The 25519-nt window shown below is 68.1% G+C and carries 25 protein-coding genes; 17 read left to right on the top strand and 8 right to left on the bottom strand.

The features are described 5' to 3' along the window. Positions 1-87 precede the first annotated feature (87 nt). Genes ACSR87_RS02705 through samp1 form a run of 3 tightly spaced genes read left to right on the top strand, consistent with a single transcriptional unit; the run spans position 88 to position 3097 of the window. Positions 88-1299, top strand: a complete 1212-nt coding sequence (locus ACSR87_RS02705; protein ID WP_498529404.1) for a potassium channel family protein — start codon at positions 88-90, stop codon at positions 1297-1299. Beyond that, positions 1299-2810 (top strand): cation:proton antiporter regulatory subunit, encoded by a 1512-nt coding sequence (locus ACSR87_RS02700; RefSeq protein WP_498529403.1) that lies wholly within the window; start codon positions 1299-1301, stop codon positions 2808-2810. Before ACSR87_RS02705 ends, ACSR87_RS02700 begins: the two co-directional genes overlap by 1 nt. 23 nt (positions 2811-2833) lie before the next feature. Continuing rightward, positions 2834-3097 (top strand): ubiquitin-like modifier protein SAMP1, encoded by a 264-nt coding sequence (gene samp1 / locus ACSR87_RS02695; RefSeq protein WP_008575926.1) that lies wholly within the window; start codon positions 2834-2836, stop codon positions 3095-3097. 258 nt (positions 3098-3355) lie between these two features. Here samp1 and ACSR87_RS02690 read toward each other — a convergent pair whose 3' ends face one another. After that, entirely contained in the window at positions 3356-4201 is an 846-nt protein-coding gene (locus ACSR87_RS02690) for a Rieske (2Fe-2S) protein (protein ID WP_008575927.1), read from the bottom strand. A 212-nt stretch (positions 4202-4413) separates the two neighbouring features. On the opposite strand from ACSR87_RS02690, the gene ppc reads away from it, so the two are divergent. After that, a complete protein-coding gene (ppc, locus tag ACSR87_RS02685; protein ID WP_498529402.1) occupies positions 4414-7107 on the top strand; it encodes a phosphoenolpyruvate carboxylase in 2694 nt (897 codons plus the stop codon). Between the two features lie 67 nt (positions 7108-7174). Here the strand turns inward: ppc and ACSR87_RS02680 are convergent, their stop codons facing one another. Further along, positions 7175-7342: a hypothetical protein gene (locus ACSR87_RS02680; RefSeq protein ID WP_155821702.1), complete on the bottom strand. Its 168-nt coding sequence runs from the start codon at positions 7340-7342 to the stop codon at positions 7175-7177. Positions 7343-7516: 174 nt separating this feature from the next. Continuing rightward, the gene (locus tag ACSR87_RS02675; protein ID WP_498529401.1) at positions 7517-8317 is read right to left on the bottom strand and encodes an aldo/keto reductase; all 801 of its coding nucleotides are present in this window, start codon (positions 8315-8317) and stop codon (positions 7517-7519) included. Positions 8318-8404: 87 nt separating this feature from the next. Here ACSR87_RS02675 and ACSR87_RS02670 point away from each other — a divergent pair, with 87 nt between their 5' ends. The 11 genes from ACSR87_RS02670 (at position 8405) to ACSR87_RS02620 (ending at position 18119) form a co-directional block, all read left to right on the top strand. Continuing rightward, positions 8405-8962, top strand: a complete 558-nt coding sequence (locus ACSR87_RS02670; protein ID WP_498529400.1) for a sugar O-acetyltransferase — start codon at positions 8405-8407, stop codon at positions 8960-8962. 135 nt (positions 8963-9097) lie between these two features. Then, positions 9098-10747 (top strand): glutamine hydrolyzing CTP synthase, encoded by a 1650-nt coding sequence (gene pyrG / locus ACSR87_RS02665; protein ID WP_498529399.1) that lies wholly within the window; start codon positions 9098-9100, stop codon positions 10745-10747. Further along, entirely contained in the window at positions 10747-11664 is a 918-nt protein-coding gene (gene guaA / locus ACSR87_RS02660; protein ID WP_004042733.1) for a glutamine-hydrolyzing GMP synthase, read from the top strand. Before pyrG ends, guaA begins: the two co-directional genes overlap by 1 nt. Further along, positions 11661-11981, top strand: a complete 321-nt coding sequence (locus tag ACSR87_RS02655; protein ID WP_008575934.1) for a DUF7126 family protein — start codon at positions 11661-11663, stop codon at positions 11979-11981. Before guaA ends, ACSR87_RS02655 begins: the two co-directional genes overlap by 4 nt. A gap of 124 nt (positions 11982-12105) precedes the next feature. Beyond that, positions 12106-12840 (top strand): DUF4397 domain-containing protein, encoded by a 735-nt coding sequence (locus ACSR87_RS02650; RefSeq protein WP_498531023.1) that lies wholly within the window; start codon positions 12106-12108, stop codon positions 12838-12840. 118 nt (positions 12841-12958) lie between these two features. Then, positions 12959-13921 carry a beta-ribofuranosylaminobenzene 5'-phosphate synthase family protein gene (locus tag ACSR87_RS02645; protein ID WP_498529398.1) on the top strand — a complete coding sequence of 321 codons (963 nt, stop codon included), beginning with the start codon at positions 12959-12961 and terminating at the stop codon, positions 13919-13921. A gap of 86 nt (positions 13922-14007) precedes the next feature. Next, a complete protein-coding gene (locus ACSR87_RS02640; RefSeq protein WP_498529397.1) occupies positions 14008-14844 on the top strand; it encodes an RAD55 family ATPase in 837 nt (278 codons plus the stop codon). Positions 14845-14928: 84 nt separating this feature from the next. Further along, the gene (locus ACSR87_RS02635; RefSeq protein ID WP_498529396.1) at positions 14929-15852 is read left to right on the top strand and encodes a hypothetical protein; all 924 of its coding nucleotides are present in this window, start codon (positions 14929-14931) and stop codon (positions 15850-15852) included. Between the two features lie 15 nt (positions 15853-15867). Then, positions 15868-16422 (top strand): DUF8135 domain-containing protein, encoded by a 555-nt coding sequence (locus ACSR87_RS02630; protein WP_498529395.1) that lies wholly within the window; start codon positions 15868-15870, stop codon positions 16420-16422. An 87-nt stretch (positions 16423-16509) separates the two neighbouring features. Next, complete coding sequence (locus ACSR87_RS02625; protein ID WP_004062350.1) at positions 16510-16839, top strand: transcription factor S; 330 nt, start codon at positions 16510-16512, stop codon at positions 16837-16839. A gap of 629 nt (positions 16840-17468) precedes the next feature. Next, positions 17469-18119, top strand: coding sequence for a hypothetical protein (locus ACSR87_RS02620; RefSeq protein ID WP_498529394.1), 651 nt, complete (start codon positions 17469-17471; stop codon positions 18117-18119). A 286-nt stretch (positions 18120-18405) separates the two neighbouring features. On the opposite strand, the gene ACSR87_RS02615 is transcribed toward ACSR87_RS02620, so the two are convergent. Together ACSR87_RS02615 and ACSR87_RS02610 are read right to left on the bottom strand one after the other, a co-directional pair. Then, positions 18406-19491, bottom strand: coding sequence for a DUF8127 domain-containing protein (locus ACSR87_RS02615; RefSeq protein ID WP_498529393.1), 1086 nt, complete (start codon positions 19489-19491; stop codon positions 18406-18408). Positions 19492-19596: 105 nt separating this feature from the next. Beyond that, entirely contained in the window at positions 19597-20253 is a 657-nt protein-coding gene (locus tag ACSR87_RS02610; protein WP_498529392.1) for a dienelactone hydrolase family protein, read from the bottom strand. A 54-nt stretch (positions 20254-20307) separates the two neighbouring features. On the opposite strand from ACSR87_RS02610, the gene ACSR87_RS02605 reads away from it, so the two are divergent. Beyond that, entirely contained in the window at positions 20308-21138 is an 831-nt protein-coding gene (locus ACSR87_RS02605) for a PspA/IM30 family protein (protein WP_498529391.1), read from the top strand. A gap of 103 nt (positions 21139-21241) precedes the next feature. Continuing rightward, on the top strand, positions 21242-22336 hold the full coding sequence (locus ACSR87_RS02600; RefSeq protein ID WP_498529390.1) for a DUF7972 family membrane protein: 1095 nt from the start codon (positions 21242-21244) through the stop codon (positions 22334-22336). Positions 22337-22386: 50 nt separating this feature from the next. On the opposite strand, the gene ACSR87_RS02595 is transcribed toward ACSR87_RS02600, so the two are convergent. The 3 genes from ACSR87_RS02595 to ACSR87_RS02585 all read right to left on the bottom strand — a co-directional run bounded on the left by ACSR87_RS02595 (position 22387) and on the right by ACSR87_RS02585 (position 25515). Continuing rightward, positions 22387-23424, bottom strand: coding sequence for a dipeptide epimerase (locus ACSR87_RS02595; protein WP_498529389.1), 1038 nt, complete (start codon positions 23422-23424; stop codon positions 22387-22389). Further along, a complete protein-coding gene (locus ACSR87_RS02590) occupies positions 23425-24450 on the bottom strand; it encodes an N-acetyltransferase DgcN family protein (RefSeq protein ID WP_498529388.1) in 1026 nt (341 codons plus the stop codon). 135 nt (positions 24451-24585) lie between these two features. Further along, positions 24586-25515, bottom strand: coding sequence for a Vms1/Ankzf1 family peptidyl-tRNA hydrolase (locus tag ACSR87_RS02585; protein ID WP_498529387.1), 930 nt, complete (start codon positions 25513-25515; stop codon positions 24586-24588). Positions 25516-25519: the final 4 nt, after the last annotated feature.

Here is a 25519-nt window from a genome sequence, read left to right as displayed (position 1 = left end):
CTGGCGTCCGAGGCCAAAAGCGGTCGGGTATCGGCCCGTCACGGGTGCGTCGTCACGTCTTTATCGCGTCGGTGAGTGTACCGGCGCATGGCTTCACTCCCCGTCGAAGTCGTCTACGGGCTGTACTTCGGCGTCCTCACGGGCCTCGTCCCGGCCGCCGTCGCGTGGCTCCTCGGCTTCGGCTTCCGCTACGTCACCGGCGTCACCGTGCCGGGCCTCGCCGTCGTCGTCCTCAGCGTCGCCATCGCGGGCGCGAGCGGCGGCCTCATGGCGCTGGCCGACCCGACGATTACGCAGTCTGAGAGCCAGGTCAGGCTGACGGTCGCGCTGTTGGTCGTCCTGATGGGGTCGTTGTACGCCCACAATCGCGGCGACGCTTTCGCCAACGACATCCCGCGGAAGATGTCGCTGCGCAAGCTCACCGAGCGGTCGCTGTCGACCGACGTGGTCGAACTCGTCGGCGGCCGCGGGCAGGTCAGCGTCACCGTCACCGGCGAGGTCGGTGACATCGAGGGCTACCCGCCGGTTCCGCTCGACATCCGCACCGGCATCCGAAACGGGGAGTGGACGTTCCCCGCCGACATCCCGCTCGTGGAACTCGAATCGCGGTTTGCCGACCGCCTGCAAAACGAGTTCGACCTCGCTGCCGTCGAGGTCAGACTCGACGAGCGGGCCCGCGCCACCGTCACCGCCGCGGCCCCGGTCGGCGGCCTCTCGAAGCGCCTCCCGGCGGGCAAGCGCGCGGTGTCGGTGACGGCGCTCGTGCCGACGGGGCTCGCGCAGGGCGACGACGTAGTCGTCGTCACCGACGGCGGCACGGTCTCGGCGACCGTCGCCGGAGTCGACTCCGTCGCGGAGGTCCCGAGCGAACCCGACGACGATGACGACGACGCGGACGCCCCGAAGGCCGCGCCGCGCGCCCCCACGGCTGTCGGCGGCGAGGGTCGCGTCACGCTCGCGGTCGACCGGGGGCAGGTCGAACCGCTCCTCACGAGCGACGTGGAGCGGCTCGTCGTCACCTCCCGCGGCGTCCGTCGGGAGTTCGAACTCGTCTCACTGCTCCGCCGCGCCGGCAAGCGCTTCTCTCGGCTCTCGGTTCGGTCCGAGAGCCCGCTCGACGGCGTGACACTCGGCGAGGCGGGCGTCCGCGACGCCTACGGCGTGGCCGTCCTCGCGGTCCGGCACGGCGGAAACTGGATGATTGCGCCGCGCGGGGACCAAGCGGTCTCCGCGGGTGACACGCTCTACGCGGTCGGGTCGAGAACCGACCTGACCGGCTTCGAGGAGGCGGTGGCGTGATGTCGGCGCTGCTCTCCGCGTTCGCCTCGGCCGCCGGCGCGGGCACCGCCGTTTCGGTCGCGCCCGCCGCCGACCTGTTCGCGGCGGTCGGAGGGTCGCCGGCCGCCGCCGGGCAGGTGTCGATTCCGCCGGCCGACGACTCGCTCGTCCTGCAGGCGCTCCGGCTCGTCGGCCTCGTCGTCGGCGCGTTCGTCGTGTCGGCGGTCGCCTCGCTGCTCTATCGCTGGTACACCCGCGAGATAATCCCGCGGGCGCTGGCGGTGCTGTTCGGCGGCGCGGTCGTCGCGCTCTACCTGAACACCATCGGTCTGTTCGGCGCGTTCACCACCGGCACCGAGACCGAGGTGTTCCAACTCGACACCGTGATTTTCAACGTCGCGTCGCTCGCCGGCGGGGCGCTCGTCGCGCCGGTCGGACGGGTCGCCGGCGACCGACTGGCGACGGACGTGTTCGCCGTCGCGGGCGCGAAGGAACTCGACGCCGACGTGAGCCGACTCGTCCGGACCGTCGGCCGCGTCACGTCGGTGACGCTCCCCGAAGACATCGGCGACATCGAGGGCTACGACCCGGTCGCCGAGGCCGTCAAGACCCAGCTGAGCGGGAAGACGCTGCTGTTTCCTCGGCGGCTCGGCGAGGCCGAACTCCGCGACCGACTCGCCACGCGCATCAAGGACGACCACGGCGTCGGCCACGTCGACGTGGAGTTCGAGGCCGGCGGGAGCGAGGTGTCCTACCTCGCGCTCGGCAGTCGCGCGGCCGGCCTCGGGCCGACGCTCGCGCCCGGCACCGTCGCGGTCGCGATTCGCGGCGACCCCGGCTCCGGCGCGGCCGCCGGCGACCCCGTGCAGGTCTGGTCGGTTCCGAAGCCGGACGCGGACGACGACGACGACGAGGACGGGCCGTCAGACGCCGCCGTCGCGGGTGCGTCCGACCCGACCGATGCGCCCGAGTCCACCGGCTCGACCGAGACGCCCGCCGGCGGGCCCGACGCGGGCTCGCTGTCCGACGGCGGCACCGACGCGCCGGCCGCGCCGACCCGCGTCGCCTTCGGCGAACTCCGGGGCGTCGCCGACGACGTGGCGACCGTCGCCCTCGACGAGGAGGACGCCGACCGCCTGACGAGCGGCGAGGCGTACCGGCTCGTGACGCTCCCCGCGGACCCCCACGTCGACCGCGAGTTCGCGTCGCTCCTGCGGAACGCCGACGAGACGATGGCGGCCACGACCGTCGCACCCGGTGCCGACCTCGACGGACTGACAGTGTCGGACGTGGACACCACGGTCGTCGCCATCCGGTCTTCGAACCGTCCCGTGGACGCGATTCCCGGCCGGGGACGCGAACTGGCGGCCGGCGACACGCTCTACGTCGTCGGCCGGCCGGAGGTGCTCCGGAAGGTCGAACGCCGGGCGACGACCGACACGGGCCGCACCGACGGCGGCGACGACGACGGAGCCGACACCGGCGGGTCCGACGGCGACGCCCCGCGGTCGTCCGGGGCGCAATCCTCATGAGCGCCGGGCGACGAGACGGGAGTATGGAGTGGAAGCTGTTCGCCGACCTCGCGGAAGTCGCCGGCTCGCGCACCGTTCGGGTCGATGTCGACGGCGACGCGACCGTCGGCGACGCGCTCGACGCCCTCGTCGGGGCGCATCCGGCGCTCGAATCGCGGGTGTTCGGTGACGACGGCGAACTGTACGACCACATCAACGTCCTCCGGAACGGCGAGGCGGCCGCGCTCGGCGAGGAAGCGGATACCGGCGACGAACTCGCGTTGTTCCCGCCGGTCAGCGGCGGCTAGCGCGCGGTCGTCGCCCTGACGCGGCGACGGTCATCGGTTCTCGAAGCCTGACGGACGACCCGCGAGCGGCCGGTCTGTCAGTACGCGGGACGGGAGACGACGGCACGAGATGACACTGGGTGAGATAGAACGGAGGGACGGGAGAGAGCTGGGTGAGATAAAACGGCGGGGCGGAACGCGAGAGAGAACGGAACGGAGCGGAACGGAGAGACGCGTCGCGGTCGGTCGCGAAGCGGGAAGGCGAGTACCGAGTCCGAGTTACTCGCTCGGGCGCGGCAGCGCCGTAAACAGCGTCTCGACGATGGAGAAGGGGTCGTAGACGGACTGGTGACACTGGCAGTAGACGCCGTCTTCGCCGCCGAACGTGGCGGAGCTGGCCGCCTGCTTGTAGCCGGGGACACAGCAGAAGTGCGTACACTTGTTGAGCCACGCGATGACGCCCTGGTCCGTCGAGGCGGCGAGCCACTCGTTGTCCTGTGCGGCCTCCTCGATGCGCGTCGAACGGAGCACCTGAATCGGAATCGTGTCCTCGGTGTCCTGGGAGCGCCACGTGCCGGTCGCGGGCTGTCCGAGCCCGGCCTGTCCGATGCCGTTGCCCCACGACTCGTACTCGTCGAAGTCGTTGACGTTCAGGCGGTCGCCGGCGCTGTACGCCTCGGACTGCCAGTCGTAGGCCCCGTTGTCCGAGCGGAAGTAGTTGTCAGACTCGAACGACGGGGAGAGCGCCTCGTAGGACTGCACGCCGCAGTACTGGAACCAGTCCTGCGAGTAGGTGACGCCGGTTCCCTGATAGTCCTCGGTGATGGCGAGTTCGACTTCCACACCGTTCTGGGTGACGGTCTGAACCTCGGGCCAGACGCCTCTGATGTAGCCCTCGTCGTCGATTTCAATCGGAATCTGGGGCATACCGCGCGGTGCGGGACCGCCGGTGTTCTCGATGGCGTACGCCTGCGTCGGACCGCCACCGGACCCGGTGGACGACGTTGCGCTGTTGACGGCGGCCGCGCCTGTCGTTCCCACGCCCGCGAGCGCCGCTCCCCCGACGACGCCCTTGACGAACCGACGGCGACCCGAATCGGCGGGGTACTTGTCGCTATCGCTCATACACTCACCTTCGACCCAGCCAGTAAAAGCGTGACGAATCAACCGTGTTAGTGCGCCCGACGAACCGGCCGCCCGCGAGGGGGTGCGGCCGGCCGAGCGACCGAGTGAAAAACTGGACGAACCATTAGAAACGTTCGTTGAGGAATCGTCTCCGGGCAAATTTTCGGCGTTACTCGTGGCCTTTTAGAATGTGGTACTCGTATTCGAGTAGGATGCGATTGCACACCAGAGACGTGCGGCAAGACGTTCGCGAGCTGGGGGCGCTGCTCGGGGACGTGCTCGAAGCGCAGACGTCGACGGCGTCGTTCGAGACGGTCGAAGAGCTTCGACAGGCGGCCATCGCCTACCGGAAAGGCGAATCCGGGTCGCGCGAGCGGCTCTACGACGTGGTCGGTGACCTCGAACCGGAGCGCGAGAGCGTCGTCGCCCGCGCGTTCACGACCTACTTCGAACTCATCAACCTCGCCGAGGAGCGCGAGCGCGTTCGCGTCATCCGCGAGGCGTCACAGGAGGGGACGCTCGAAGACGGCATCCTCGACACGCTCGACGCGCTGGACGACGAGGAGGTCGACGAGGAGCTTCTGGGACGGGTCCTCGAAGACGTGCTCATCGAGCCGACGTTCACGGCGCACCCGACCGAGGCCCGCCGGAAGACGGTGAAGTCGAAGCTCCGCTCCATCGCCAACCGGCTGGAGACGCTCGACGAGCGCCGCCTCACCGACCTCGAACACGACCAGGAGTGGCGGCACGTCGTCGCCGAGGTGACGAGCCTCTGGCAGACCTCGCAGGTCCGCGACCGCCGCCCGGAGCCGACCGACGAGGCCCGAAACGTCCAGTGGTACCTCGAAAACACGCTGTTCGACGTGGTCGGTGAGGTGTACGAGGAACTCGAAGAGGAGCTCCGCGCCGAGTATCCCGGCCTCGACGTGCCGAAGCTGTTCGAGTTCCGGTCGTGGGCCGGCTCCGACCGCGACGGCAACCCCTTCGTCACGCCCGAGGTGACCGAAGACACGCTCGAACGCCAGCGAAGCGTCGCCCTCGAAAAGTACAGCGACGCGCTCAAGCGTCTCTCCGGTGTGCTGAGTCAGGACGCGACGCGAATCGACCCGGGCCACGAGCTCGAACGCTCCCTGAAGGCAGACCGCGAGCTCCTCCCCGTCGTCGCCAAGGAGGCCGACGAGCGCTACCCCAACGAGCCGTACCGCCAGAAGCTCAAGCTGATGCGCGAGCGGCTCCGCCGCGTCGAGGACGTTCGCCCGAACGGCTACGCGGACGAGAGCGAGCTACTGGCCGACCTCGAAGTCATCGACACCAGCCTCCGGCGGACCGGCGCGGAACAGGTCGCTGATGTGTACGTCGAGCCCCTGATGCGACAGGTCGACACGTTCGGATTCACCCTCGCCAGCCTCGACCTCCGCGACCACCAGGAGAACCACACCGAGGCCGTTCACGAGGCGCTGGCCCACGAGGGCCTCGACTACTACGGCAGCTCAGAGGCCGAGCGCGTCGAACTCCTCACGGACGCGATTCTCCAGGAGGAGCCGGTCGTCGACCTCGAAGACCCCGGCGACGTGTCCGAGACGGCCGAGCGCGTCCTCCGCCGCTTCCGCAAGCTCGGCGAGTGGCAGCGCGAGTACGGCGTCGGCGCTATCGACACCTACTGCATCTCGATGACCGAGGAGCCGTCGCACGTCCTCGAAGTGCTGTTCCTTGCCGACCAGGCGGGCGTCGTCTCCCTGCCCGACCACTGCGGCATCGACGTGGTCCCGCTCCTCGAAACCGAGTCGGCGCTCAACGGCGCGCGCCGCATCATGGGCACGCTGTTCGAAAACGAGGCCTACGGGACGGCGCTCGCCGCCCGGAACGACGTCCAGGAAATCATGCTGGGCTACTCCGACTCCAACAAGGAAAACGGCTTCCTCGCGGCCAACTGGGACCTCTACAAGAACCAGCGCCGCCTCGCCGACATCTGCGACGACTTCGACGTGACGATGCGGCTGTTCCACGGCCGCGGCGGCTCCATCTCCCGCGGCGGCGGCCCGATGAACGAGGCCATGCTCGCGCTCCCGAACGAGACCGTCACGGGGCAGATTAAGTTCACCGAGCAGGGCGAGGCCATCGCCGAGAAGTACGCCAACCCGCGCATCGCGGAGCGGAACCTCGAACAGATGCTCAACGCCCAGATTCGCGCCCGCCTGCAAGCGATTCGGACGCCCGAGGAGGAAGTCCCCGACCGCTGGGTCGACGCCATGGACACCATGGCGGCCGCCGCGCGCGAGGAGTACCGCGACCTCCTCGAATCCGACGGCTTCGTCTCCTACTTCGAGCAGGCGACGCCCATCACCGTCATCGAGGAACTTAACCTCGGCTCCCGGCCGGCCTCCCGGTCCGACGAGCGCAGCGTCGAGGACCTGCGGGCCATCCCGTGGGTGTTCTCGTGGACCCAGTCGCGGTGTATCCTCCCCGGCTGGTACTCGCTGGCCGCCGGCGTCAACGCCTTCCTCGAAGACGGCGGCGACATGGACGACCTCCGCGAGATGTACGACGAGTGGGCGTTCTTCCGGAGCACGTTCGACAACGCCGCGATGGCGCTGGCGCGCACCGACCTCGAAATCGCCACGGAGTACGCGAACCTCGCCGACGAGGAGCTCCGCGAGGAGTTCTTCACCCGGCTCACCGACGAGTACGAGGACGCCGCGGACCTCATGCTCGACATCAGCGAGCGCAGCAGCCTCCTGAAGCGCGAGTGGCTCGAAGAGAGCCTCCGCCGCCGCAACCCCTACGTCGACCCGCTGAACCTGCTGCAGACCCACCTGCTGTCGCAGACCCACCGGACCGACGAGGAAGAACAGACCCTGCGGCTCACCGTCAAAGGCATCGCCGCCGGGATGAAGAACACGGGATAACGCGAACGCGACACCGACGCCCTCGGCCACCCGCCGAAGTCGTCGTCGCCGTCACCGTCGGAACCGACTAGGCCCGACGGAGGTCGTACGGGTTCGAGCAGACCGGACAGGTCTGCCGCGCGACGCGATACTCGCTTTTCAACCGCTGTCTGACGCCGTCGAAGTCGGCGTCGCCCTCGTATCTCGATTCCACTTGCTGTCCGCAGTGCGGGCACACCACCACCACCGTTGCCATATTCGACGGTACGGGCGAGTCCATCATATATGTTCACCCTGTTTGTGTCGGGGTCGCACGTCGCACTCAGACGAGGCCGCCGGTGGCAACGAATACGAGATACAGGGCGGTCGAACGCGGTGAAAACGAGGGTTTCGTCGGCATCGTCGTCCGCCGGGTGCGGACCGGCTCAGCTCAGACCTGGTTCCACGGCGCTTCCTCGAAGTCGACGATGCGGTGGGTCGAATCGAGGCCGTCGATGGCGGCCACGTCCTCGTCGTCGAGGTCGAGGTCGAGCGCGGCGAAGTTGTCGCGGATGTGGTCGGGCGAGGCGGCCTTCGGGATGGGCGTCGCGCCCTTCTCGATGAGCCACGCGAGGGCGACCTGCGCGGGCGAGGCGTCGTGCTTCTCGGCGATGTCGACGATGACCTCCTCGTCGGCGACTTGGTTGCGCGCGATGGGCGAGTAGGCGACCAGCCGGTGGTCGTGTTCGGCGGCGACCTCGCGGAGTTCGGTCTGTTGGAGCATCGGGTGCATCTCGACCTGGTGGGCGAACACCGGCGCGTCGAGCGTCTCGATGGCCGATTCGAGCTGGTCGGGTCGGAAGTTGCTCAGGCCGACGCGGTCGATGACGCCCGCCTCGACGAGTTCGTCGAGGGCCGCGAGCGTCTCGTCTTCGTCGTAGCTGTCGATTGGCCAGTGGACGTACAGCAGGTCGATGGTGTCGACGCCGAGCTTGTCGGCGGACTCGCGGGCCGTCTCCAGCACGTCGTCGTAACCGAGGTTGTCGGTGTCGAGCTTCGTCGCCACGAACACGTCGTCGACGTCCACGTCGGATTCGGCGAGGCCCTCGCCGACGTACTCCTCGTTGTGGTACATCTGGGCCGTGTCGACGTGGCGGTAGCCGGCGTCGAGGGCGGTTTTCACGGCCTCGACGCACTCGTCGCGGTCTTCGAGCTTGTACGTCCCGAAGCCGAGTTGCGGGAAGTCCTTCATGGGCGGACGATTGCGGGCTGGCGAGTCAAATCCTGCGGTTGCGGAAGCCGTGGATACACTTACCATCGGCCCGCCGGTGGTTGGGGTATGCCCTCCGAGAAGGAGAAGATGCTCGCGGGCGACTCGTACGACGCGAGCGACCCGGAACTCGTCGCGGAGCGAAAGCGCGCGCGCCGGCTCACGCGCCGATTCAACGAGGCCGACGAGACCCAAATCGAGCGCCGCGAGGAGCTGATTCGGGAGCTGTTCGGGGCGGTCGGGGAGTCGTTCGAAATCGAGCCGCCGTTCCGCTGCGATTACGGCTACAACGTCCGCGTCGGCGAGGAGTTCTTCGCCAACTTCGACTGCGTCTTCCTCGACGTGTGTCCCATCACCATCGGAGACAACTGCCAACTCGGGCCGGGCGTCCACGTCTACACCGCGACCCACCCGGTCGACGCCGCGGAGCGAATCAAGGGCCCGGAGTCGGGCGAGCCGGTGACAATCGGTGACAACGCGTGGCTCGGCGGCCGCGCGGTCGTCAACCCCGGCGTCACCATCGGTGACGACGCGGTGGTCGCCTCCGGCGCGGTCGTCACGGAGGACGTGCCCGACTCGGTGGTCGTCGGCGGCAACCCGGCGCGAGTCATTAAAAGGCTGGACTGACCGGGGACGCGCCGCCGAGTCGGCGTCGCCGCCGCGTCGCCGTCGCGCGATTCTCGCGGATTCGGGTGCGTGCGGTGCTCTGGCACACGATGTTCCCTCCGAAATGGTTTTGAAGTACGCTCGCACACGGTCAGTATGCCGACGGACGAATACGACCCAGAGATGGGGCGCAAGTTCATTTTCGTAACCGGGGGTGTCATGTCCGGCCTCGGGAAGGGTATCACGGCCGCGAGCACCGGCCGACTCCTGAAGAACGCCGGGTTCGACGTCACCGCGGTCAAGATAGACCCGTACCTGAACGTCGACGCCGGGACGATGAATCCCTACGAGCACGGGGAGGTGTACGTCCTGAAAGACGGCGCGGAAGTCGACCTCGACCTCGGGAACTACGAGCGGTTCCTGGGCGTCGACATGACCGCCGACCACAACATCACGACGGGCAAGACCTACCAACACGTCATCCAGAAGGAGCGCGACGGCGACTACCTCGGGAAGACGGTCCAGATTATCCCGCACGTCACGGAGGACATCAAACGGCGCATCCGCGAGGCGGCCGAGGGCACCGACGTGTGTATCGTCGAGGTCGGCGGCACCGTCGGCGACATCGAGTCGATGCCGTTCCTCGAATCGCTCCGCCAGTTCGCCTCCGAGGAGGAAGACGGCGACGTGCTGTTTACGCACGTCACGCTCGTCCCCTACTCGAAGAACGGCGAGCAGAAGACGAAGCCCACCCAGCACTCCGTCAAGGAGCTTCGGAGCATCGGCCTCCAGCCGGACATCCTCGTCGGCCGCGCCGACGACAAACTCGAACCGGCGACGAAGAGTAAAATCGCGCAGTTCTGCGACGTGCCGGACGCCGCGGTGTTCTCCAACCCCGACGTGCCGGACATCTACCACGTCCCGCTGATGGTCGAAGAGGAGGGCCTCGACGAGTACGTCATGGAGCGGCTCGGCATCGCCGACGAGGCGCTGCCGAAAGCAGAGCGCGACAACCGCTGGCGCGAACTCGTCACGGCCGACCGAACCGGCTCGGTCGATATCGCGCTCGTCGGCAAGTACGCCCTCGAAGACGCCTACATGTCCATCCACGAGGCGCTCAAGCACGCGGGCATCGAGTGCGGCGTCGACGTGAACATCCTCTGGGTCGACTCCGACGAGATGCTCGACAAGCACGAAGAGCGCCTGAAGGACGCCGACGGCGTCGTCGTCCCCGGCGGCTTCGGCTCCCGCGGAACCGGGGGCAAAATCGAGGCCATCCGCTACGCCCGCGAGAACGACGTTCCCTTCCTCGGCCTCTGTCTGGGCTTCCAGATGGCCGTCGTCGAGCAGGCCCGGAACGTCCTCGGCCACGACGAGGCCCACTCGGCCGAACTCGACCCCGACACGCCCTACCCGGTCATCGACCTCCTGCCCGAGCAGTACGAGGTCGACGAGATGGGCGGCACGATGCGCCTCGGCGCACACGACACCGACATCGACGCCGGCACGCTCGCGGAGGCGGTGTACGGCGACACCTCCTGTACGGAGCGCCACCGCCACCGCTACGAGGTGAACCCCGAACTCATCGACGAACTCGAATCCGAGGGGCTCCGCTTCTCCGGCCGCGCCGAAAACCGCATGGAGATTCTCGAACTGACCGACCACCCGTTCTTCTTCGGGACGCAGTTCCACCCCGAGTTCCGCTCTCGCCCCGACCGCGCGAGCCCGCCGTTCCTCGGCTTCCTCCGCGCGGTCCTCGGTGACCTCGACGCGCGCGAACTCGGCAACGAAGAGGTGACAGCATAATGGTAAACGTAGACGAATTCATCGAAGACGCGACCGCATCGATTCGTGACCAAATCGGCGACGAACACGCCATCATCGCCCTCTCGGGCGGCGTGGACTCCTCGGTCGCCGCGACGCTCGCCTACGAGGCCGTCGGCGAGCAGCTCACCCCGGTCTACGTCGATACCGGCCTGATGCGCAAAGGCGAGACCGAGCAGATTGCGGACACCTTCTCCTTCATGGAGAGCCTCCGCGTCGTCGACGCCCGAGACCGATTCTTCGACGCCCTCGAAGGCGTCGTCGACCCCGAGGAAAAGCGCAAGGTCATCGGCGAGCAGTTCATCCGCGAGTTCGAGCGCGAGGCGAAGGAGACCGACGCCCAGTACCTCGTGCAGGGGACCATCTACCCCGACCGCATCGAGTCCGAGGGCAACATCAAGTCCCACCACAACGTCGGCGGCCTGCCGGACGTGGTGGACTTCGAGGGCATCGTCGAACCCGTCCGCGACCTCTACAAAGACGAGGTCCGCGAGGTCGCCCGCGCGCTCGGCCTCGAATCCATCATCGCCGAGCGGATGCCGTTCCCGGGGCCGGGGCTGGCGGTCCGCGTCCTCGGCGAAGTCACGCCCGAGAAGGTGCAGGTCGCCCGCGACGCGTGTCACGTCGTCGAAGACGAGACCGAAAAGCACGACCCGTGGCAGGCGTTCGCCGCCGTCATCGGCAAGGGCACCGGCGTCAAGGGTGACAACCGCGTCCACGGCTGGATCGTCTCCGTGCGCTCCGTGGAGTCGCGCGACGGCATGACCGCCCGCGCGCAGGAACTGCCGTGGGACACCCTCCAGCGCATCCAGTCGCGAATCACCGGGACGAACGAGAACGTCGCCCGCGTCGTCTACGACGTGACCCACAAACCGCCGGCGACCATCGAGTACGAATGACGACGGCAGTCGTCGCGGGGGCGGACCCCGACGGACTCGGTGAAGCGCTCGAAGACGAGGGCGCGACAGTCGTCCGCGTCGCCGGCATCGCCTCCGCCGACTCCCTCGACGAGGCCGGCATCGAGGACGCCGACCTGCTCGTGCTCACCGACATGGACGACGCGACGGCCATCGCGGTGGCCAAAGAGCAGAACCCCGACGTGCGCGTCGTGACCTACGCCTACGACACCCTTCCGGAGTTCGCCAAGGGGCAGGCCGACCTCGCCATCGACCCGAACCTGCTCGCGGTCGACGTGGTCGCCGAAGAACTCGTCTGAGACGGTCAGGAATCCCTGACCGTCTCGACACGCGGACTTTCTTTCAATATTCTAGTTGTGCAAATATTGATATCATCACGGTCCTTCATGATAGTTGCAGATGTCGTCCCTCTCCCGACGAACGATGCTGAAGAGCCTCGGCGCAACCGGCCTCCTGCTCGCAGGCGGCGCGACGACCGCGGCGGCACGCCCCGGCGGCGTCGCCGCGGGTGACGCGCGGTTCCGAGTCGGCCACTTCTCGCCCGACGCGCCCCCCGTAGACGTGTACGTAAACGGCGACCCCTTCCCCGGCTTGCAGGGCGTCCCGTTCGGCGTGCTCTCCGACTATTTCACCGTCCCCGCGGGGACGTACCAGGTCGAGGTGACGCCCGCGGGCGACGCCTCGACGGTGGTCATCGACGCCGAGGTCACGCTCCGGCGCAACCGCGATTACACCGTCGCGGCGACGGACGTGCTCGACGCTATCACGCCCGTCGTGCTCACGGACACGAACCGCCCGGCACCGTACGACAAGGCCAGCGTCCGCGTCGCGCACTTCTCACCCGACGCGCCCGAAGTCGACATCGTCGTCAAAGACGGCCCGACGCTGTTTTCGGGACTGGCGTTCGGCGGCGTTTCGCAGTACGAGACGGTGCCCGCCGGGACGTACGACCTCCAGGTCGTCCTGTCGTCGAACGGGGCGGTCGTGCTCGACCTCCCCGGGACGACGCTCCCCGGCGGCCGGACCATCTCGGTGTTCGCCATCGGGTTCGCCACCGGCGGGTCGCCCGGCTTCAGCGTTCTGCCCGTGGTGGACGCCGTCTCGCCCGCTCGCAAGCCCAAGCCACCGTCCGGCGGCGACGTCTGTCGCGTGGGCTGAGTCGATACCGGTCGCCGCCCGCCGCGAGAGTCGAAACCGCCCGACTGCGGCGGGTGACTCCGGCCCGCGTTGCCATGGTCGAAACCCCCTTTTGGCGTCCCCGCCGATAGCCGGTGACATGGTTCGGGTCTCGACCGGCGCGCGCATCCACTTCGGGTTCCTCAATCTGAGCCTCGCCCGCGACCGCCTCTACGGCGGCGTCGGCGTCGCGCTCGACGAGCCGCGGGTGGTCGTCGCCGCCGAGCCCGCAACCGACGTTCGGTGTCGCCACCCCGCCGCCCGCGAGTACGCCGAACAGGCGGTCGACCTCCTCGGCGTCGAGGGCGTCGACGTGTCGGTCGAGCGCACCCTGCCGCGACACGCCGGCCTCGGCAGCGGGACGCAGCTCGCGCTCGCGGTGTTGCGGTCGGTCGCGGCCGCCACCGACCGCGAGGCCGACGTACGCCGGTTCGCCCCCGAGATGGGCCGCGGCGGGCGCTCCGGCGTCGGCGTCGCCACGTTCGAAGCCGGCGGGGCCGTCCTCGACGCGGGCCACCCGACCGCGCGCTTCACCACCGACAGACCGGAAGACGGCTCGTGGTCGGTTCCGGCGGTCGCCGCCCGACACGAGGTGCCCGACCGCTGGCGGTTCCTGCTCGTCGTCCCCGACGCCGACCCCGGCCGCAACGGCGCGGCCGAGGAGTCGAGCATGCGCTCCGTCGTCGAGCGCGCGGACGCCCAGACCGGCGACCGAATCGCCGGCATCGTCACGCGCCGACTGCTCCCGGCGCTCGCGGAGGGGTCCGCCGAGCGATTCGGCGAGGCCGTCGAATCCGTCGGCCGGCTCAACGGGACGTGGTACGCCGACGAGCAGGGCGGCGTCTACCGGCCGCCGGTCGGCGCGCTCGTCTCGTCGCTGTCGGAGTCGCCCGTCGTCTACGGCGCGGGCCAGTCGTCGTGGGGACCGACCGTCTACGGCGTGACCGACGCCGACCACGTCGACGAGGCGGTCGAGGCGGGCCGCGCCGCGCTGGCCGACGCCGACATCGAGGGCACCGTCTCGGTCGCCCGCGGGCGGAACCGCGGCGCGCACGTCGAGTGACGGGGCGGCGCGACAGGCGGCAGGGCGGCGGCAGCCGGGTCGCACTCCCCGAAACGCCTAACCGACGCGGCCGAGTCGGGTTCGATATGTCTCAAATCCCCTTCGGCGTCTCCCGCCTCGACAGCCTCATCGGCGGCGGCGCACCCCCGGGGAACGTCGTGCTCCTCGCGGGGGAGTCCGGCGCGGGCGCTCGCGAGTTCCTCTACACGAGCGCGACGATGAACGCCCTCTCACACACCGACGAGGAGCTGTTCGACCTCCACTACGGCTCGCTCGCGGACACCGCGACGCCGCCGCCGGAGATTCACTACGTCTCGTTTACCGCCGGCGAGGAGTACCTGTGCCGCGAGATGGGGTACACGATGGACGACGAAGTCGTCGAGTCCGCGGTCGAACACATCGAGTTTCACGACCTCTCGCCGGAGTACTTCCAGCTCAGCCCGATTCCGCGCGAGTGGTATCTCGGCCAGCCGACGAAGTTAGAGGACCTCGGCCACCGACACAACCGCGAATCCGTGTTGGGCGCGCTGGGGAGCACCCTGAGCGAACACGCCGCCGGGAACCTCGTCGTCATCGACTCCCTGACCGACCTCGTGGCGAGCCAGTCCGACGAGATGACGTGGTCGGACATCGCCATGGTCATCAAGGGACTGGAGAAGGCCTCCTACCAGTGGGGCGGGCTCATCCTCGTGCTCGCGAGCACCGAGGCGCTCTCGAAGACCGAACTCGGCGTCCTCAAGGGCGCGACCGGGGGGACGCTGCTGTTCGAGTGGGAGTCCGGCGGGTCGAAGCGCGCGCGGACGATGGTCGTCCAAGAGTTCCGCGGCGTGCTCGCCCGACTGGAAAGCGAGAACATCGTGCAGTTCGAGACCGAAATCAACGAAAGCGGCCTCGACGTGAGCGACGTGCGGAAGATTCGCTGAGCGACCCGCCGCGACGGGGACGCGATGAACTGTCGAGAATTCGGGGATAGTTCTTAAGGCCACAGGGACAAACTGGGCACGAAGATGCAAGGGGAAGACCGGGCGTCGCTCCCAGACGACCTCCGCACGTGGGTCGAAGCGCGCGCCGACGAAGAGGGCGTCGACCCGGAGACGGTGCTCGCGCGGGCCCTCGGGACCTACCGGCTCGCCGTGAGCGACGCGGGCGAATCGCTCGACGGCGACGCGACGGTCCCCGAACGCCTCGACGGGGTCAAAGGGCGCGTCGAGGCGCTCGAAGGCGAACTGGACGAAAAAATATCCGACGTGCGGACGCGCGTCGTGCAGGTCAAACGCGAGACCGACGAGAAAGCGCCGCGCGACCACGCGCACCCGGAGCTAGACGCCGAACTCGACCGACTGGCCGACGACGTGCACGCGACCCGAAACCGCATGGCTGACCTCGACGAGCGGGTCGACGCCGGCTTCGAGAACTTCGAGGAGATTCTCACCTATCTCGACGAGACGGCCGCGACGGTCGACGAGAACCTTCGGACGGTCGCGCGGACGCTGTTGGACCTCCGCGCGAGGGCGGCGGACCTCGAAGCCGCCGAGCGCGAACGGACGGCGCTCTCGGAGCTCCTCCGGACTGCGAACGCGACCGGAGAGAAGAAAGCCCGGTGCGAAGACTGCGGCGAGACCGTCCACTTGGACCTGCTCGCCGAGCCCCGGTGTCCGTCGTGTCGGACCCCCTTCCGCGACCTGTCGTCGTCGCCCGGCTTCTTCGGCTCGGCGACGCTCCACACCGGTCGCCCCCCCGCGCTGGAGTCGGCCGATTCGGCCCGCGCGACCGACGCGGTCGAAGACCTGCTCGACGAGGCGGTCACCGACGTGGTCGACGACGACCCCGCGACCGGCGACGCGACCGACCGCGACCGACCCGCGGCTCCCCGAGAGGAGGAGTCGCCCCAGCAGGGCGCTGCGGCGGGGAGCGAACACGGTGACGACTGACACCCCACGAGGACGATGACCGACGACAACGACACGGACGACGAGGCGAGAGACGAGCCGAGAGACGAGCCGTTCACCCTCGGTGACCGCGACGACGGACGACCCGAGCGCTCCGACCCGACGGACGGCGTCTCCGACGCCGAGAACACCCCGGGGCAGGACCGTGACGGCCGCGACGACGATTCGGCCCCGCTTTCGGACCTCGCGGGCCGCGTGGCCGAGCGTCGCACCCGCTCGCACGTCTCCGACCAAGGCGACGACGTGGACGAACTGTTCGAGTCGGTCGAAGTCGGGGAACTCGACCGCGACGACGTGTGGACGTCGCTCGTCGAGGGCGGCGACGACGTGGAGGCGGAGGGCGTCGGCGTCGGCGCCGAGGCCACCCCGGTCGACGACGGCGAGGGCGTCGCGGACCACGTCGTCCCCAAGACCGAGTTCTGCCAGCGCTGCGAGCACTTCGCCGAGCCGCCGAAACTCGCGTGCCACCACGAGGGGACGACTATCGTCGAACTCGAAGACAACGACCACTTCCGGGTGCGGAACTGCCCGATGGTCGAGAAAGACGACTGACGGCGGTCACGCGGCGGGCCGGACCCGACTCTTCCCGCGACGGCTCGGAGTGACAGCTTCTTTGCCCTCGGTCCGCTACCGGCGGGTATGCAGTTCTGCGACGAGTGCGGTTCGATGATGGTGAGCCAGAACGGCGCGATGACCTGCACGAACGACGACTGCGGGGGCACCGCCGAGCGCGACGAAGAACTCGCGGCGGAGTTCGTCTCCACCGAGGCGCAGTCGGGCGACGAACTCATCGAGACCGAAGAGGGCGCTGAGTTCGAGGGCAAGCCGACCGCGAAAGACGTGCACTGCGACGAGTGCGGCCACACGAAGGCGTGGTACACCATCAAACAGACCGGCTCTGCCGACGAACCGCCGACGCGGTTCTTCAAGTGCCAGGAATGTGGGTATCGGTGGCGGGAGTACAACTGAACCCCAGCCAAACTGTATTTTTAGCAGAGTTGAGATTCGGGGCTCAGCAAAGATGCATCGGTGAACTACTTCTGGATTGATGGTTGGCCTACTTTCGAGGATTTTGAGCGGGTCGTGGAGAATGTTCGCTCGCACCAGATGATGGCCGTAGCAATCGTGCGAGTGAGGGTGCGCTAACACTCCAGTACGAGCAGGAACTAACGGAGTCTGGCGAGACAGCAGGGAGTCGGTACCTAGCCACTCAGTTGCCTCACATCGGCTATATCGAGCAAATGGCAGACACCTCTCGACTGGGGTACGGTCGCCCACTCGACGTCGAGACAGCGGTGGGTTGTTCGTATATGTCGAGGAGCGCTATTGAGTGAGTTTTTCGAGTAGTGCCAGAGTTGTCAATCGCTCCTCAATCGAGGCTCCTTGTCGGAATATTAGAGCAGTAGCGGGCCACTCCCCCGTGCTTAGATTGACTTTGCCATCTATGGAGCGACTCTATCTTGCGGATTCTCTCACCGCTCAATCGAACAGAGATGGCAAAACGACCCTGTGAACGCTGATACCCGCCTTACAGGGCCCGCTTGACGAATAGTCCCCCTAGACTTATGATGATGTGCGGCATAGCGGCATAATGAGAAATGGCGGTGACATCCAGAATGGACAAGCGGCCTCCGAAGCAAAGCGTCGATAAGGGCACGTACGCACTCTGCGTGTCCGACGAACAGTTCACGCTTCTTCAGTACGATACCGTGAGTCCTCTTCGTTCCAAGGCAGACTGGAAAGAAGTGGACGAATTCGGTCGGGAAAGCGCCCCACCGTTGAATCTAGATGGAGCCGAGTTCGTTCCCGACAACAACGGTCAGGTATGGGTCTTTGCTCACTCCATCGAGGCAGAACACGAGATCGAGGAATCAGAGACGGACCAGACACAGGAAGCAGGTGAGAAGACGACTCAAGCTCGTCTCGGTAAATATGCCATCCGCTTCGACAACGACCAAGAAGTCATGGGAAACTCACAGGCTGAGGTGATGGTCAAATCAGTTGATATGATGATAAAAGGGTATGATTTACTGGAAAAAATTACCCTTCCGTACATGTCTGGTTACAAGAACGCCCTCATCAACAACAAGCCAGAACATCCCGACGGTCGCCCCATGGAGCGGGAGTTCAAAGTGACTGGTGGATACTACATTCCTACGAAAATGTCGGGCTCTCAGAAGAAGGAATATCTCGAAGAACTCGCAGATGAGTGTGGGGCCGGTATCGAATTCGTGAAGGGTTGGGATTAGGACTCGGTTTTTGGAGATCTTGCCCCGTGTATCTCAGAGGCACCTCAGTACCTCCTCTCGTCTACGTTGTGCCGCCTGTGCGTGTGTGGGAGAGTCATTGAGGTATCTCGACCGATGGCTCTCGCTGGAGTAAATGCCATATAAGATTTGCCAACCATTATAAGCAAACCTCGGTATCCCGCATTCCTGCAAGTGCCAAGAGTGCGGCTACCGATGGCGCGAGTACAACTGAGAGACTGACTGCCCCTCTTTCTCCACGCTCACGCACCAAATCCCGAGAGCCGAATCACCCCTCTCCCAACTCCGCGGCCGTCACCGCCCCCGGTCCGTCTTCGACTTCGTCTTCGGGGTCTGCCGCGAGCGCGTAGCCGTAGGGAACGAGCAACAGGCTCCCGAACCAGCCGACGACGAGTCCCAGAGCGCCGAAAACCGTCCCGACGATGCCGATGGCGACGGCGTCGGCCGCGACGACGACGACGGCGAGCGCGACGCTCGACCCGGCGAGGGACTTCCACGACCCGCGACGGATGCAGAAGCCGGCGAACAGGCCGAAGGCGGCCACGACGCCGATGCCGGGGATGAGGACGTAGCGCATGCCGAGCGACCCCGAGTTGGTGAGCGTCGTCGCCAGCCACATGGCGACGAGCGTGCCGGGGACGACTAGGACGGCGGTTCTGCGGTCCAGCGGGCGGGCGCGGCGTCGAACCCGGAGCGCGCCGAGGAGGCCGAGGCCCGCGACGGTGTACGCCCAGCCGATGGGGTTGAACAGGAACCCGCCGATGAGGGCGAGGAAGTTCCCGAGAATCTCGCCCTCGTTCGCCGGGTGGACGAGGTAGTGCGCGCCGCCGCGCTCGTAGAGCCCCGGCACGACGAAGGTGCTGTTGGTGACGGTGCCGCCGTCGATGGCCTCGCGCACGTCGGCGCTGGCGTTCGCGGCGGGCGACGACGCCCCGGCGGCGACGGTCTCCCAGTCGGTCGGGTCGAGTTCGATGGTCGCGCGAACCGGGTCGCCCGAGACGTTCAGCGAGAACCGATAGTACCGGCCGTCGTAGACCGCGAACGCGGCGTCTTCGTTCACGTCCGAGAGAGTCATGTACGCCTCGGGTTCGATGTCGCCGTCGTACCGGCCGGTGCGGGCGGCGGTGGCGACCGGCTCTCGGAGTTGCGGCGTCTCGTTCACCGTCTCGTCGAGGTTGACCACGTCGGGGTCGTAGTGGGCGACGCGACCGGGCGGCGAGTCGGCGGTCACCGACTCGGCTTCGTACGTCGATTCGAGCGACGAAGTGGTGGTTGCGACGGCGAACGACTGACTCAGTGCGATGCCGACGAGGAGAAGGGCGACGACTGCGGCGAGTCGCTTGCGGGGGACCATAATCCCGGCTTCGGAGTCGAACCAAAAATGTCGTTCGGTCGAGTTTTCGTCGGTCGGTTCGTCGCAGGTCGCTGACGGCGGCGACCCAGTCGCTCAGTTCCGTTCTCACTCGACGCCGAGGTTCGGGAGGAGGAAGTCAGCGACGGCGGCCGCGACCTTGTCTTCCTGTCCGACGAAGAAGTGGTCGGCCGCGAACTCGACGACCGGATGGTGGTACTCGCGGGCGCGCTCGACGACGGGCTTCCAGTCAGCGATGTCGTCGCGGGTGCCGTAGACGACCTGCACGGGGACGGGGATGCGGTCGAAGGCGGCGACCGCGTCGAGGTCGTCGGCGAGTCGCCCGGCGGGGCCGAGCGCGGAGACGGCTCCCACGTCAGCCCCCTCGGCGGCCGCGAGGAGCGCCATCGCGCCGCCGAACGAGAAGCCGAACAGGCCCACGCGGTCGTAGCGCTCCGCGGCCCACTCGACCGCCCGAAGGGTGTCGGCGCGCTCGCCGTAGCCCTCGTCCCACGCGCCGTAATCGAAGCGGAGACAGTCCACGCCGCGGGCGGTGAGCGCATCGCTGACGGCGACGAGGCGGGCGTCGCCGCGGTGACCCTGCTGTTGCGGGTGGGGTGGACAGGCGACGACGACCGCGTCGCGTCTGGCCGCCGCGTCGGCGGTATCGTCAGTCTCGTCCGCGTCGTCGATACCGTCCCCGCGGGCGCGGTCGAGGGTCGCCCGCACGTCGCGGCCGCCGGGCACGAGAATCGTCTCGGTCATGGGGACAGGTTGCGCTGGTGAGGTTTTAAGCCGAACGTCGCGTAGTAATGGGGTATGGGAATTCTCTCTCGCACGTCGTACGTCATCCGGTCGAAGATAAACTCCCTCCTCAACCGTGCGGAGGACCCGACGGAGACGCTCGACTACTCCTACGAGAAGATGCGCGACGAGCTACAACAGGTCAAACAGGGTATCGCCGACCTGACCACCCAGAAGAAGCGACTGGAGATACAGAAGCGTCGCCTCGAAGAGAACGTCGAAAAGCACAACGACCAGGCCCGCGAGGCCGTCCAGCAGGACCGCGAGGACCTCGCGCGCAAGGCGCTCGAAAAGAAGCAGGCCAAGATGAACCAAATCGAGGAGCTGGAGACGCAAATCGCCAGCTTGCAGGAGACGCAGGACCAACTCGTCAACAAGAAGGACGAACTCCAGAGCCGCATCGAGGAGTTCCGCACCAAAAAGGAGACGATGAAGGCCCGCTACGAGGCCGCCGAGGCGTCGAGCCGCGTCTCCGAGGCGATGACCGGCGTCGGCGACGAGATGGCCGACGTGGGGCGCGCGCTCGAACGCGCCGAGGAGCAGACCGACGACATGGAGGCCCGCTCGGCCGCGATGGACGAACTCATGGACTCCGGCGCGTTCGACGACGCGCTGTCGGACAAGGACTCCATCGAGCGCGAACTCGAAGCCGGTCGCACCAGCGCCGAAGTCGATACCGAACTGGAGACGCTCAAAGCCGAGATGGGCAAGTCGTCGGGGTCGTCGGGGTCGTCGAGTGAGAGTTCGGCCGACGCCGACGTGGACGTCGAGACCGACGTGGCCGACGAGGAGGTCGAAGCCGAACTCGAAGAGCTGAAGAACGAAGACGACTCCTCGTCCTCCTGAGCGCGCCCGCCCGAACCGACGCCGTGCAGTCCCCCACGGCCCGCCCGCTCCCGCGACTCGCCCGCCAGTACGCACTTGACCCCACCCCGCGATAGCTTCGGCCATGTCGAACACCGGCGGGCCGTCGGCCGGCGAGCCCGACGACACGATGCGGGAGCGCGGGACGACGAGCCGCGCGAAACTCCGCGCCCTCCTCGACGCGGACCGCCGCGTCGTCGCCGCGGCCCCGCTCGTCGTCGTCTTCTGTAGCGTCGTCGTCCTCGGCCAACTGGACCCGACCCCGCTCCGGGTCGCCGTCGAGTCGTCGGACCCAATCGAGACGCTCGCGCAGGGGCTTCTAACCGCGATTATCACGGGCGTCACGCTCGTCGTCACCATCAATCAGCTCGTGCTCTCGCGCGAACTCGGGCCGCTGGGCGACCAGCGCGACCGGATGGAGGGGTCGATGAGCTTCCGCGAGGACGTGGCCGACCTGCTGGACGCGCCGGTCGCGCCGCCGGAGCCGTCGGCGTTCCTGCGCGCGCTGGCCGAGGGCATCGCGTCGCGGGCGCGGGCGGTCGAAGACACGCTCGATGCGGGTGGGAACGGGGACGCCGGCGAGAGCGACGCCGCGGCCGCGAGCGACGCCGACCCGACGACCCGCGTCCGCGAGTTCGCAAGGGAGGTCGAGTCGAACGCCGAGGCGGTCGCCGGGCGGCTGGAGGGCCGGCAGTTCGGGACGTTCGCGGTGCTGTCGGCGGCGCTGGACCTCAACTACTCGTGGAAAATCTATCAGGCGGCGCGGCTCCGCCGCGTCCATGACGCCGACCTCTCGGCGGAGACGAAGACGGCGCTGTCGGAACTCCGCGACGCGCTCGAACTGTTCGGCCCCGCCCGCGAACACGTCAAGACGCTGTACTTCCGGTGGGAGTTGGTCAACCTCTCGCGGACGATGTTCTACGCGGCGGTCCCCGCGCTCGTGGCGAGCATCGGTGCGATTCTCTTTCTCGACGACCCGACCACGATTACGGGCGCGACGCTCGGCGTGTCGAACCTGCTTCTCACCGTGGCGTTCGTGGTGGCCGTCTCGCTCGCGCCCTTCGCGGTGCTCGCGGCCGCGGTCCTCCGCATCTCGACGGTCGCAAAACGGACGCTCTCCATCGGGCCGTTCGTGCTCCGGTCGGAGACCCGCGAAGACGACCTCGACTGGGAGTCCTGACAGGGGTTCGGGTCGGCGTCGCCGCGCGTCGCCGCGTTACCGCGCCCGCCTTACCGACGCTGCGCGCCGGTTCCCGGTCGGTCGAGCGCGTCGAGGTCGATTTCGCCGTTCGGCATCGGGACGCCCTCGTAGGGGTCGTCCGCGAGGAGGAGCGAGCCGTCGAGGTCGGCGTAGTCGAGCAGCGGCGCGAGGTGACAGCCCGCCGCGATGGCGGCGTTCGACTCTATCATGCAGCCGAGCATGACCTCCAGCCCGTGGGCGCGGGCGGCGTGGATGGCGCGTTTCGCCTCCGTGAGGCCGCCGCACTTCATCAGCTTGAGGTTCGCGATATCGACGCGGTCAGCGATGCGCGGGATGTCGGCGGCGGTGATGCAGGACTCGTCGGCTGCGATGGGGAGCGCGCCGCGGTCGTAGACGAACTTCAGGCCCTCGTGGTCCTCGGCGGGGACCGGCTGTTCGACGAACTCGACGCCGTGGTCCGCGAGGAACGTGGTCATCTCGACGGCCTCGCGAGGCGTCCACGCCTCGTTGGCGTCGACGCGGATGGTCACGCCGGGAGCTTCGTCGCGGACGGCCTCGATGATAGCTCTGTCGCGGTCGGTGCCGAGTTTGACCTTGAGCACGTCGTAGCCGGCCTCGTAGGCCTCGGCGGTCTTCTCGCGCATCGTGTCGAGGTCGTCGAGACCGACGGTGTACGACGAGGTGGGCGTCCGCGAGGGGTCGAGCCCCCAGAGGCGGTACAGCGGGACGCCGAGGCGCTTGGCCGCGAGGTCGTGCAGCGCGATGCTCACGGCGGTCCGCGCGGCGGGATTGCGGCGGACCGTCTCGGCCATCTCGCGCTCGATGCGGTCGATGGCGTGGGCGTCCCCGACCGCCTCGACCACAGACAGCAGGTCGGGAAGCACGGCCTCGACGGTGTCGGCTGTCTCGCCGTAGTGCGACGACGGGGCGGCCGCGCCGACGCCCGTCATGCCGCCTTCGTCCTCGATGCGGACGACGACGTTCTCGGCGTCGGTCTGGACGCCGCGGGCGATGCCGAACGGCTCCGCGAGCGACATCGAGACGCGCTCGAACTCGGTCGCGAGCATCTAGAACACCTCGTCGACGAGGTCGGCCGAGCCGAACCGCACGGGGTCGACCGCGGGGACGCCGAGTTCGTCCGCGAAGGCGTCGACGGCCTCGGCCGCCTCCACGTCGTCGTCGACGTGGGAGGTGTTGAGCATCCCGGCGACCACGTCGGCCTCGTGGACGGGGTCCGCGAGGTTCTCGTACAGCGAGACGTACTCCGAGAGGTCGGGCAGGGCGAACTCCTCGTAGCCGTGAATCGCCTCCCGGGTGGCCTCGTGACAGAGGACGAGTTTGTCGGCCATCGCGCCGTGGAGGATGCCGCAGGTGACCGCCGAGTACGCCGGGTGGACGATGCTCCCCTGGCCCTCGACGAACAGCACGTCGTGTTCGTCGCCTTTCTCCAGAATCATCTCCTCGACCGCGCCGGCGGTGAAGTCGCTGACGACGCGGTCGACGGGGTTACCCCAGCCGGCAATCATGATGCCGGTCTGGCCGGTCGGGATGAAACCCGCGTCGATGCCGCGCTCGCGGGCGGCCTCGACGAGTTCGAGCGTCGCGGTCATCTTGCCGACCGAGCAGTCGGTGCCGACGGTGAGGACGACTTCGGCGTCCACGTCGGCGGATTTGCCCTGGGCGACCCCGAGGCCGTCGTGGGGCTTGCGGACGTCGTTGATGTCGCAGCCGTGTTCGTCGGCGAGGCGGGCGAACTCCTCGTCTTCGGCGAGGAAGTAGTGGAGACCGGAGATGAGGTCGCAGCCGCGTTCGAGGGCGGTGCGAACGTCGTCGCGCCACGTCTCGTCGAACGCGCCGCCGATGGGCGAGATGCCGACGAGGAGGGCGTCGGCGTCGGGCGCGTCGGCCATCGAGGCGACGACTGGCACGTCGGGGAGGTCCCGGCGGTGGTCGGCGGCGGAGGTGCCGGGGTTGTCGCGGTCGAGGACGGCCACCACGTCGTAGTCGGCGTACTTCAGGACGCCCGTGGCGGTCTTCGCGCGGTCGGGGAACTTCTCGTGTGCGAGGACGACGACTCGCTGTGGGTCGTTCATACAGGGTGTCACTACGTGCCACCCTAAAAGGGGAGGCGATTCGGCGGCGACTGCCGGGTCGCGCCGCCGAATCGTCCGCGTGTCTTCGGCGTAATCGGAGAGTCGCGGGCGAACATCCGCGGCGTCGCCGCCGGCTCAGAGCCGGTAGAGCCGCGTGGTCCAGAACTCTCTGGACGCCTCCGTGAGCGCCGTCTCGGGGTCGCCGCTGGCGTCGACGGTCGCGGTCAGCGCGGCTCGGTCGCGGAACTCACCGAGGACGGTCCGCTCGCCGAGGACGACGAGGTCGGCGTCGCCGGCGGCTCTCTCGCCCGCGTCGGCATCGCCGCCGAGGAACTCGTCGAGCGCCTCGTGACAGCGGTCGAGGTGGTCGTCGATTTGGCCCTCGCGGATGCGCTCGAAGCGCGCCTGCGAGAACCCGCCCTTCGAGTGGGCCGATTTCACGTCGCTCTCGAAGCCCTCGACGAATTCGAGGTCGCCGTCCTCGTAGCGGCCGAAGGCGAACAGGTCGCCGCGGACGAGCGCGACGGCGGTGGTCTCGGTCGGGTGGAACCACGCCGGGTCGAGGTCGAAGCCGTCGCTCCAGCGGTCGAAGTCGTCGGGCTGGCGGGGCGGCGAGAGCGCGACGCTCACCACTCCGGCGTCGTCGGTGAGCGCGACGCAGGGCGCGGCCCGGCGGACGAGCGGGGCGCAGTCGCCGAACGCGGACTCGGCGGTCGAAGGGAGCGAGCGGTCGTCGGTGACCGCGGCGGTGAGCGCGCCCTCCGCGTCGGTCGAAAGCGAGTCCAGCCGGGACAGCACCTCGCGGAGGCGGTCGCCGCGGAGGTCCTCGGTCCCGTGGAAGTCCAGCGAGTCGTCGTCGCCCGAGAGGCGCTCGACGCGGTCTTCGAGTTCGGTGATGCGGTCTTCGAGGCGGTTGACCTCCGCCTCGGCTTCCTGTCGCGCGCGGGCCGCCTCCGCTCGCCGCTCGGACTCGCCCTCCAGACGCCCGGCTAACGCGTCGCGTTCGTCTTCCAACTCGGCGATGCGCGCTTTGAGTTCGGCTCGACCCAACAACTCGTCCAGCATACAC

Source organism: Haloferax sp. SDI50 (genome assembly GCF_059802635.1).
The sequence above is the reverse complement of the archived record's forward strand: the minus strand, read 5'-3'. Positions and strand labels throughout refer to the sequence as shown.

Coding starts and splice junctions, on each gene's coding strand:
- ACSR87_RS02705 (WP_498529404.1), top strand. CDS start 88: ATGGCTTCACTCCCCGTCGAAGTCGTCTACGGGCTGTACTTCGGCGTC.
- ACSR87_RS02700 (WP_498529403.1), top strand. CDS start 1,299: ATGTCGGCGCTGCTCTCCGCGTTCGCCTCGGCCGCCGGCGCGGGCACC.
- samp1 (WP_008575926.1), top strand. CDS start 2,834: ATGGAGTGGAAGCTGTTCGCCGACCTCGCGGAAGTCGCCGGCTCGCGC.
- ACSR87_RS02690 (WP_008575927.1), bottom strand. CDS start 4,201: ATGAGCGATAGCGACAAGTACCCCGCCGATTCGGGTCGCCGTCGGTTC.
- ppc (WP_498529402.1), top strand. CDS start 4,414: ATGCGATTGCACACCAGAGACGTGCGGCAAGACGTTCGCGAGCTGGGG.
- ACSR87_RS02680 (WP_155821702.1), bottom strand. CDS start 7,342: ATGGCAACGGTGGTGGTGGTGTGCCCGCACTGCGGACAGCAAGTGGAA.
- ACSR87_RS02675 (WP_498529401.1), bottom strand. CDS start 8,317: ATGAAGGACTTCCCGCAACTCGGCTTCGGGACGTACAAGCTCGAAGAC.
- ACSR87_RS02670 (WP_498529400.1), top strand. CDS start 8,405: ATGCCCTCCGAGAAGGAGAAGATGCTCGCGGGCGACTCGTACGACGCG.
- pyrG (WP_498529399.1), top strand. CDS start 9,098: ATGCCGACGGACGAATACGACCCAGAGATGGGGCGCAAGTTCATTTTC.
- guaA (WP_004042733.1), top strand. CDS start 10,747: ATGGTAAACGTAGACGAATTCATCGAAGACGCGACCGCATCGATTCGT.
- ACSR87_RS02655 (WP_008575934.1), top strand. CDS start 11,661: ATGACGACGGCAGTCGTCGCGGGGGCGGACCCCGACGGACTCGGTGAA.
- ACSR87_RS02650 (WP_498531023.1), top strand. CDS start 12,106: ATGCTGAAGAGCCTCGGCGCAACCGGCCTCCTGCTCGCAGGCGGCGCG.
- ACSR87_RS02645 (WP_498529398.1), top strand. CDS start 12,959: ATGGTTCGGGTCTCGACCGGCGCGCGCATCCACTTCGGGTTCCTCAAT.
- ACSR87_RS02640 (WP_498529397.1), top strand. CDS start 14,008: ATGTCTCAAATCCCCTTCGGCGTCTCCCGCCTCGACAGCCTCATCGGC.
- ACSR87_RS02635 (WP_498529396.1), top strand. CDS start 14,929: ATGCAAGGGGAAGACCGGGCGTCGCTCCCAGACGACCTCCGCACGTGG.
- ACSR87_RS02630 (WP_498529395.1), top strand. CDS start 15,868: ATGACCGACGACAACGACACGGACGACGAGGCGAGAGACGAGCCGAGA.
- ACSR87_RS02625 (WP_004062350.1), top strand. CDS start 16,510: ATGCAGTTCTGCGACGAGTGCGGTTCGATGATGGTGAGCCAGAACGGC.
- ACSR87_RS02620 (WP_498529394.1), top strand. CDS start 17,469: ATGGCGGTGACATCCAGAATGGACAAGCGGCCTCCGAAGCAAAGCGTC.
- ACSR87_RS02615 (WP_498529393.1), bottom strand. CDS start 19,491: ATGGTCCCCCGCAAGCGACTCGCCGCAGTCGTCGCCCTTCTCCTCGTC.
- ACSR87_RS02610 (WP_498529392.1), bottom strand. CDS start 20,253: ATGACCGAGACGATTCTCGTGCCCGGCGGCCGCGACGTGCGGGCGACC.
- ACSR87_RS02605 (WP_498529391.1), top strand. CDS start 20,308: ATGGGAATTCTCTCTCGCACGTCGTACGTCATCCGGTCGAAGATAAAC.
- ACSR87_RS02600 (WP_498529390.1), top strand. CDS start 21,242: ATGTCGAACACCGGCGGGCCGTCGGCCGGCGAGCCCGACGACACGATG.
- ACSR87_RS02595 (WP_498529389.1), bottom strand. CDS start 23,424: ATGCTCGCGACCGAGTTCGAGCGCGTCTCGATGTCGCTCGCGGAGCCG.
- ACSR87_RS02590 (WP_498529388.1), bottom strand. CDS start 24,450: ATGAACGACCCACAGCGAGTCGTCGTCCTCGCACACGAGAAGTTCCCC.
- ACSR87_RS02585 (WP_498529387.1), bottom strand. CDS start 25,515: ATGCTGGACGAGTTGTTGGGTCGAGCCGAACTCAAAGCGCGCATCGCC.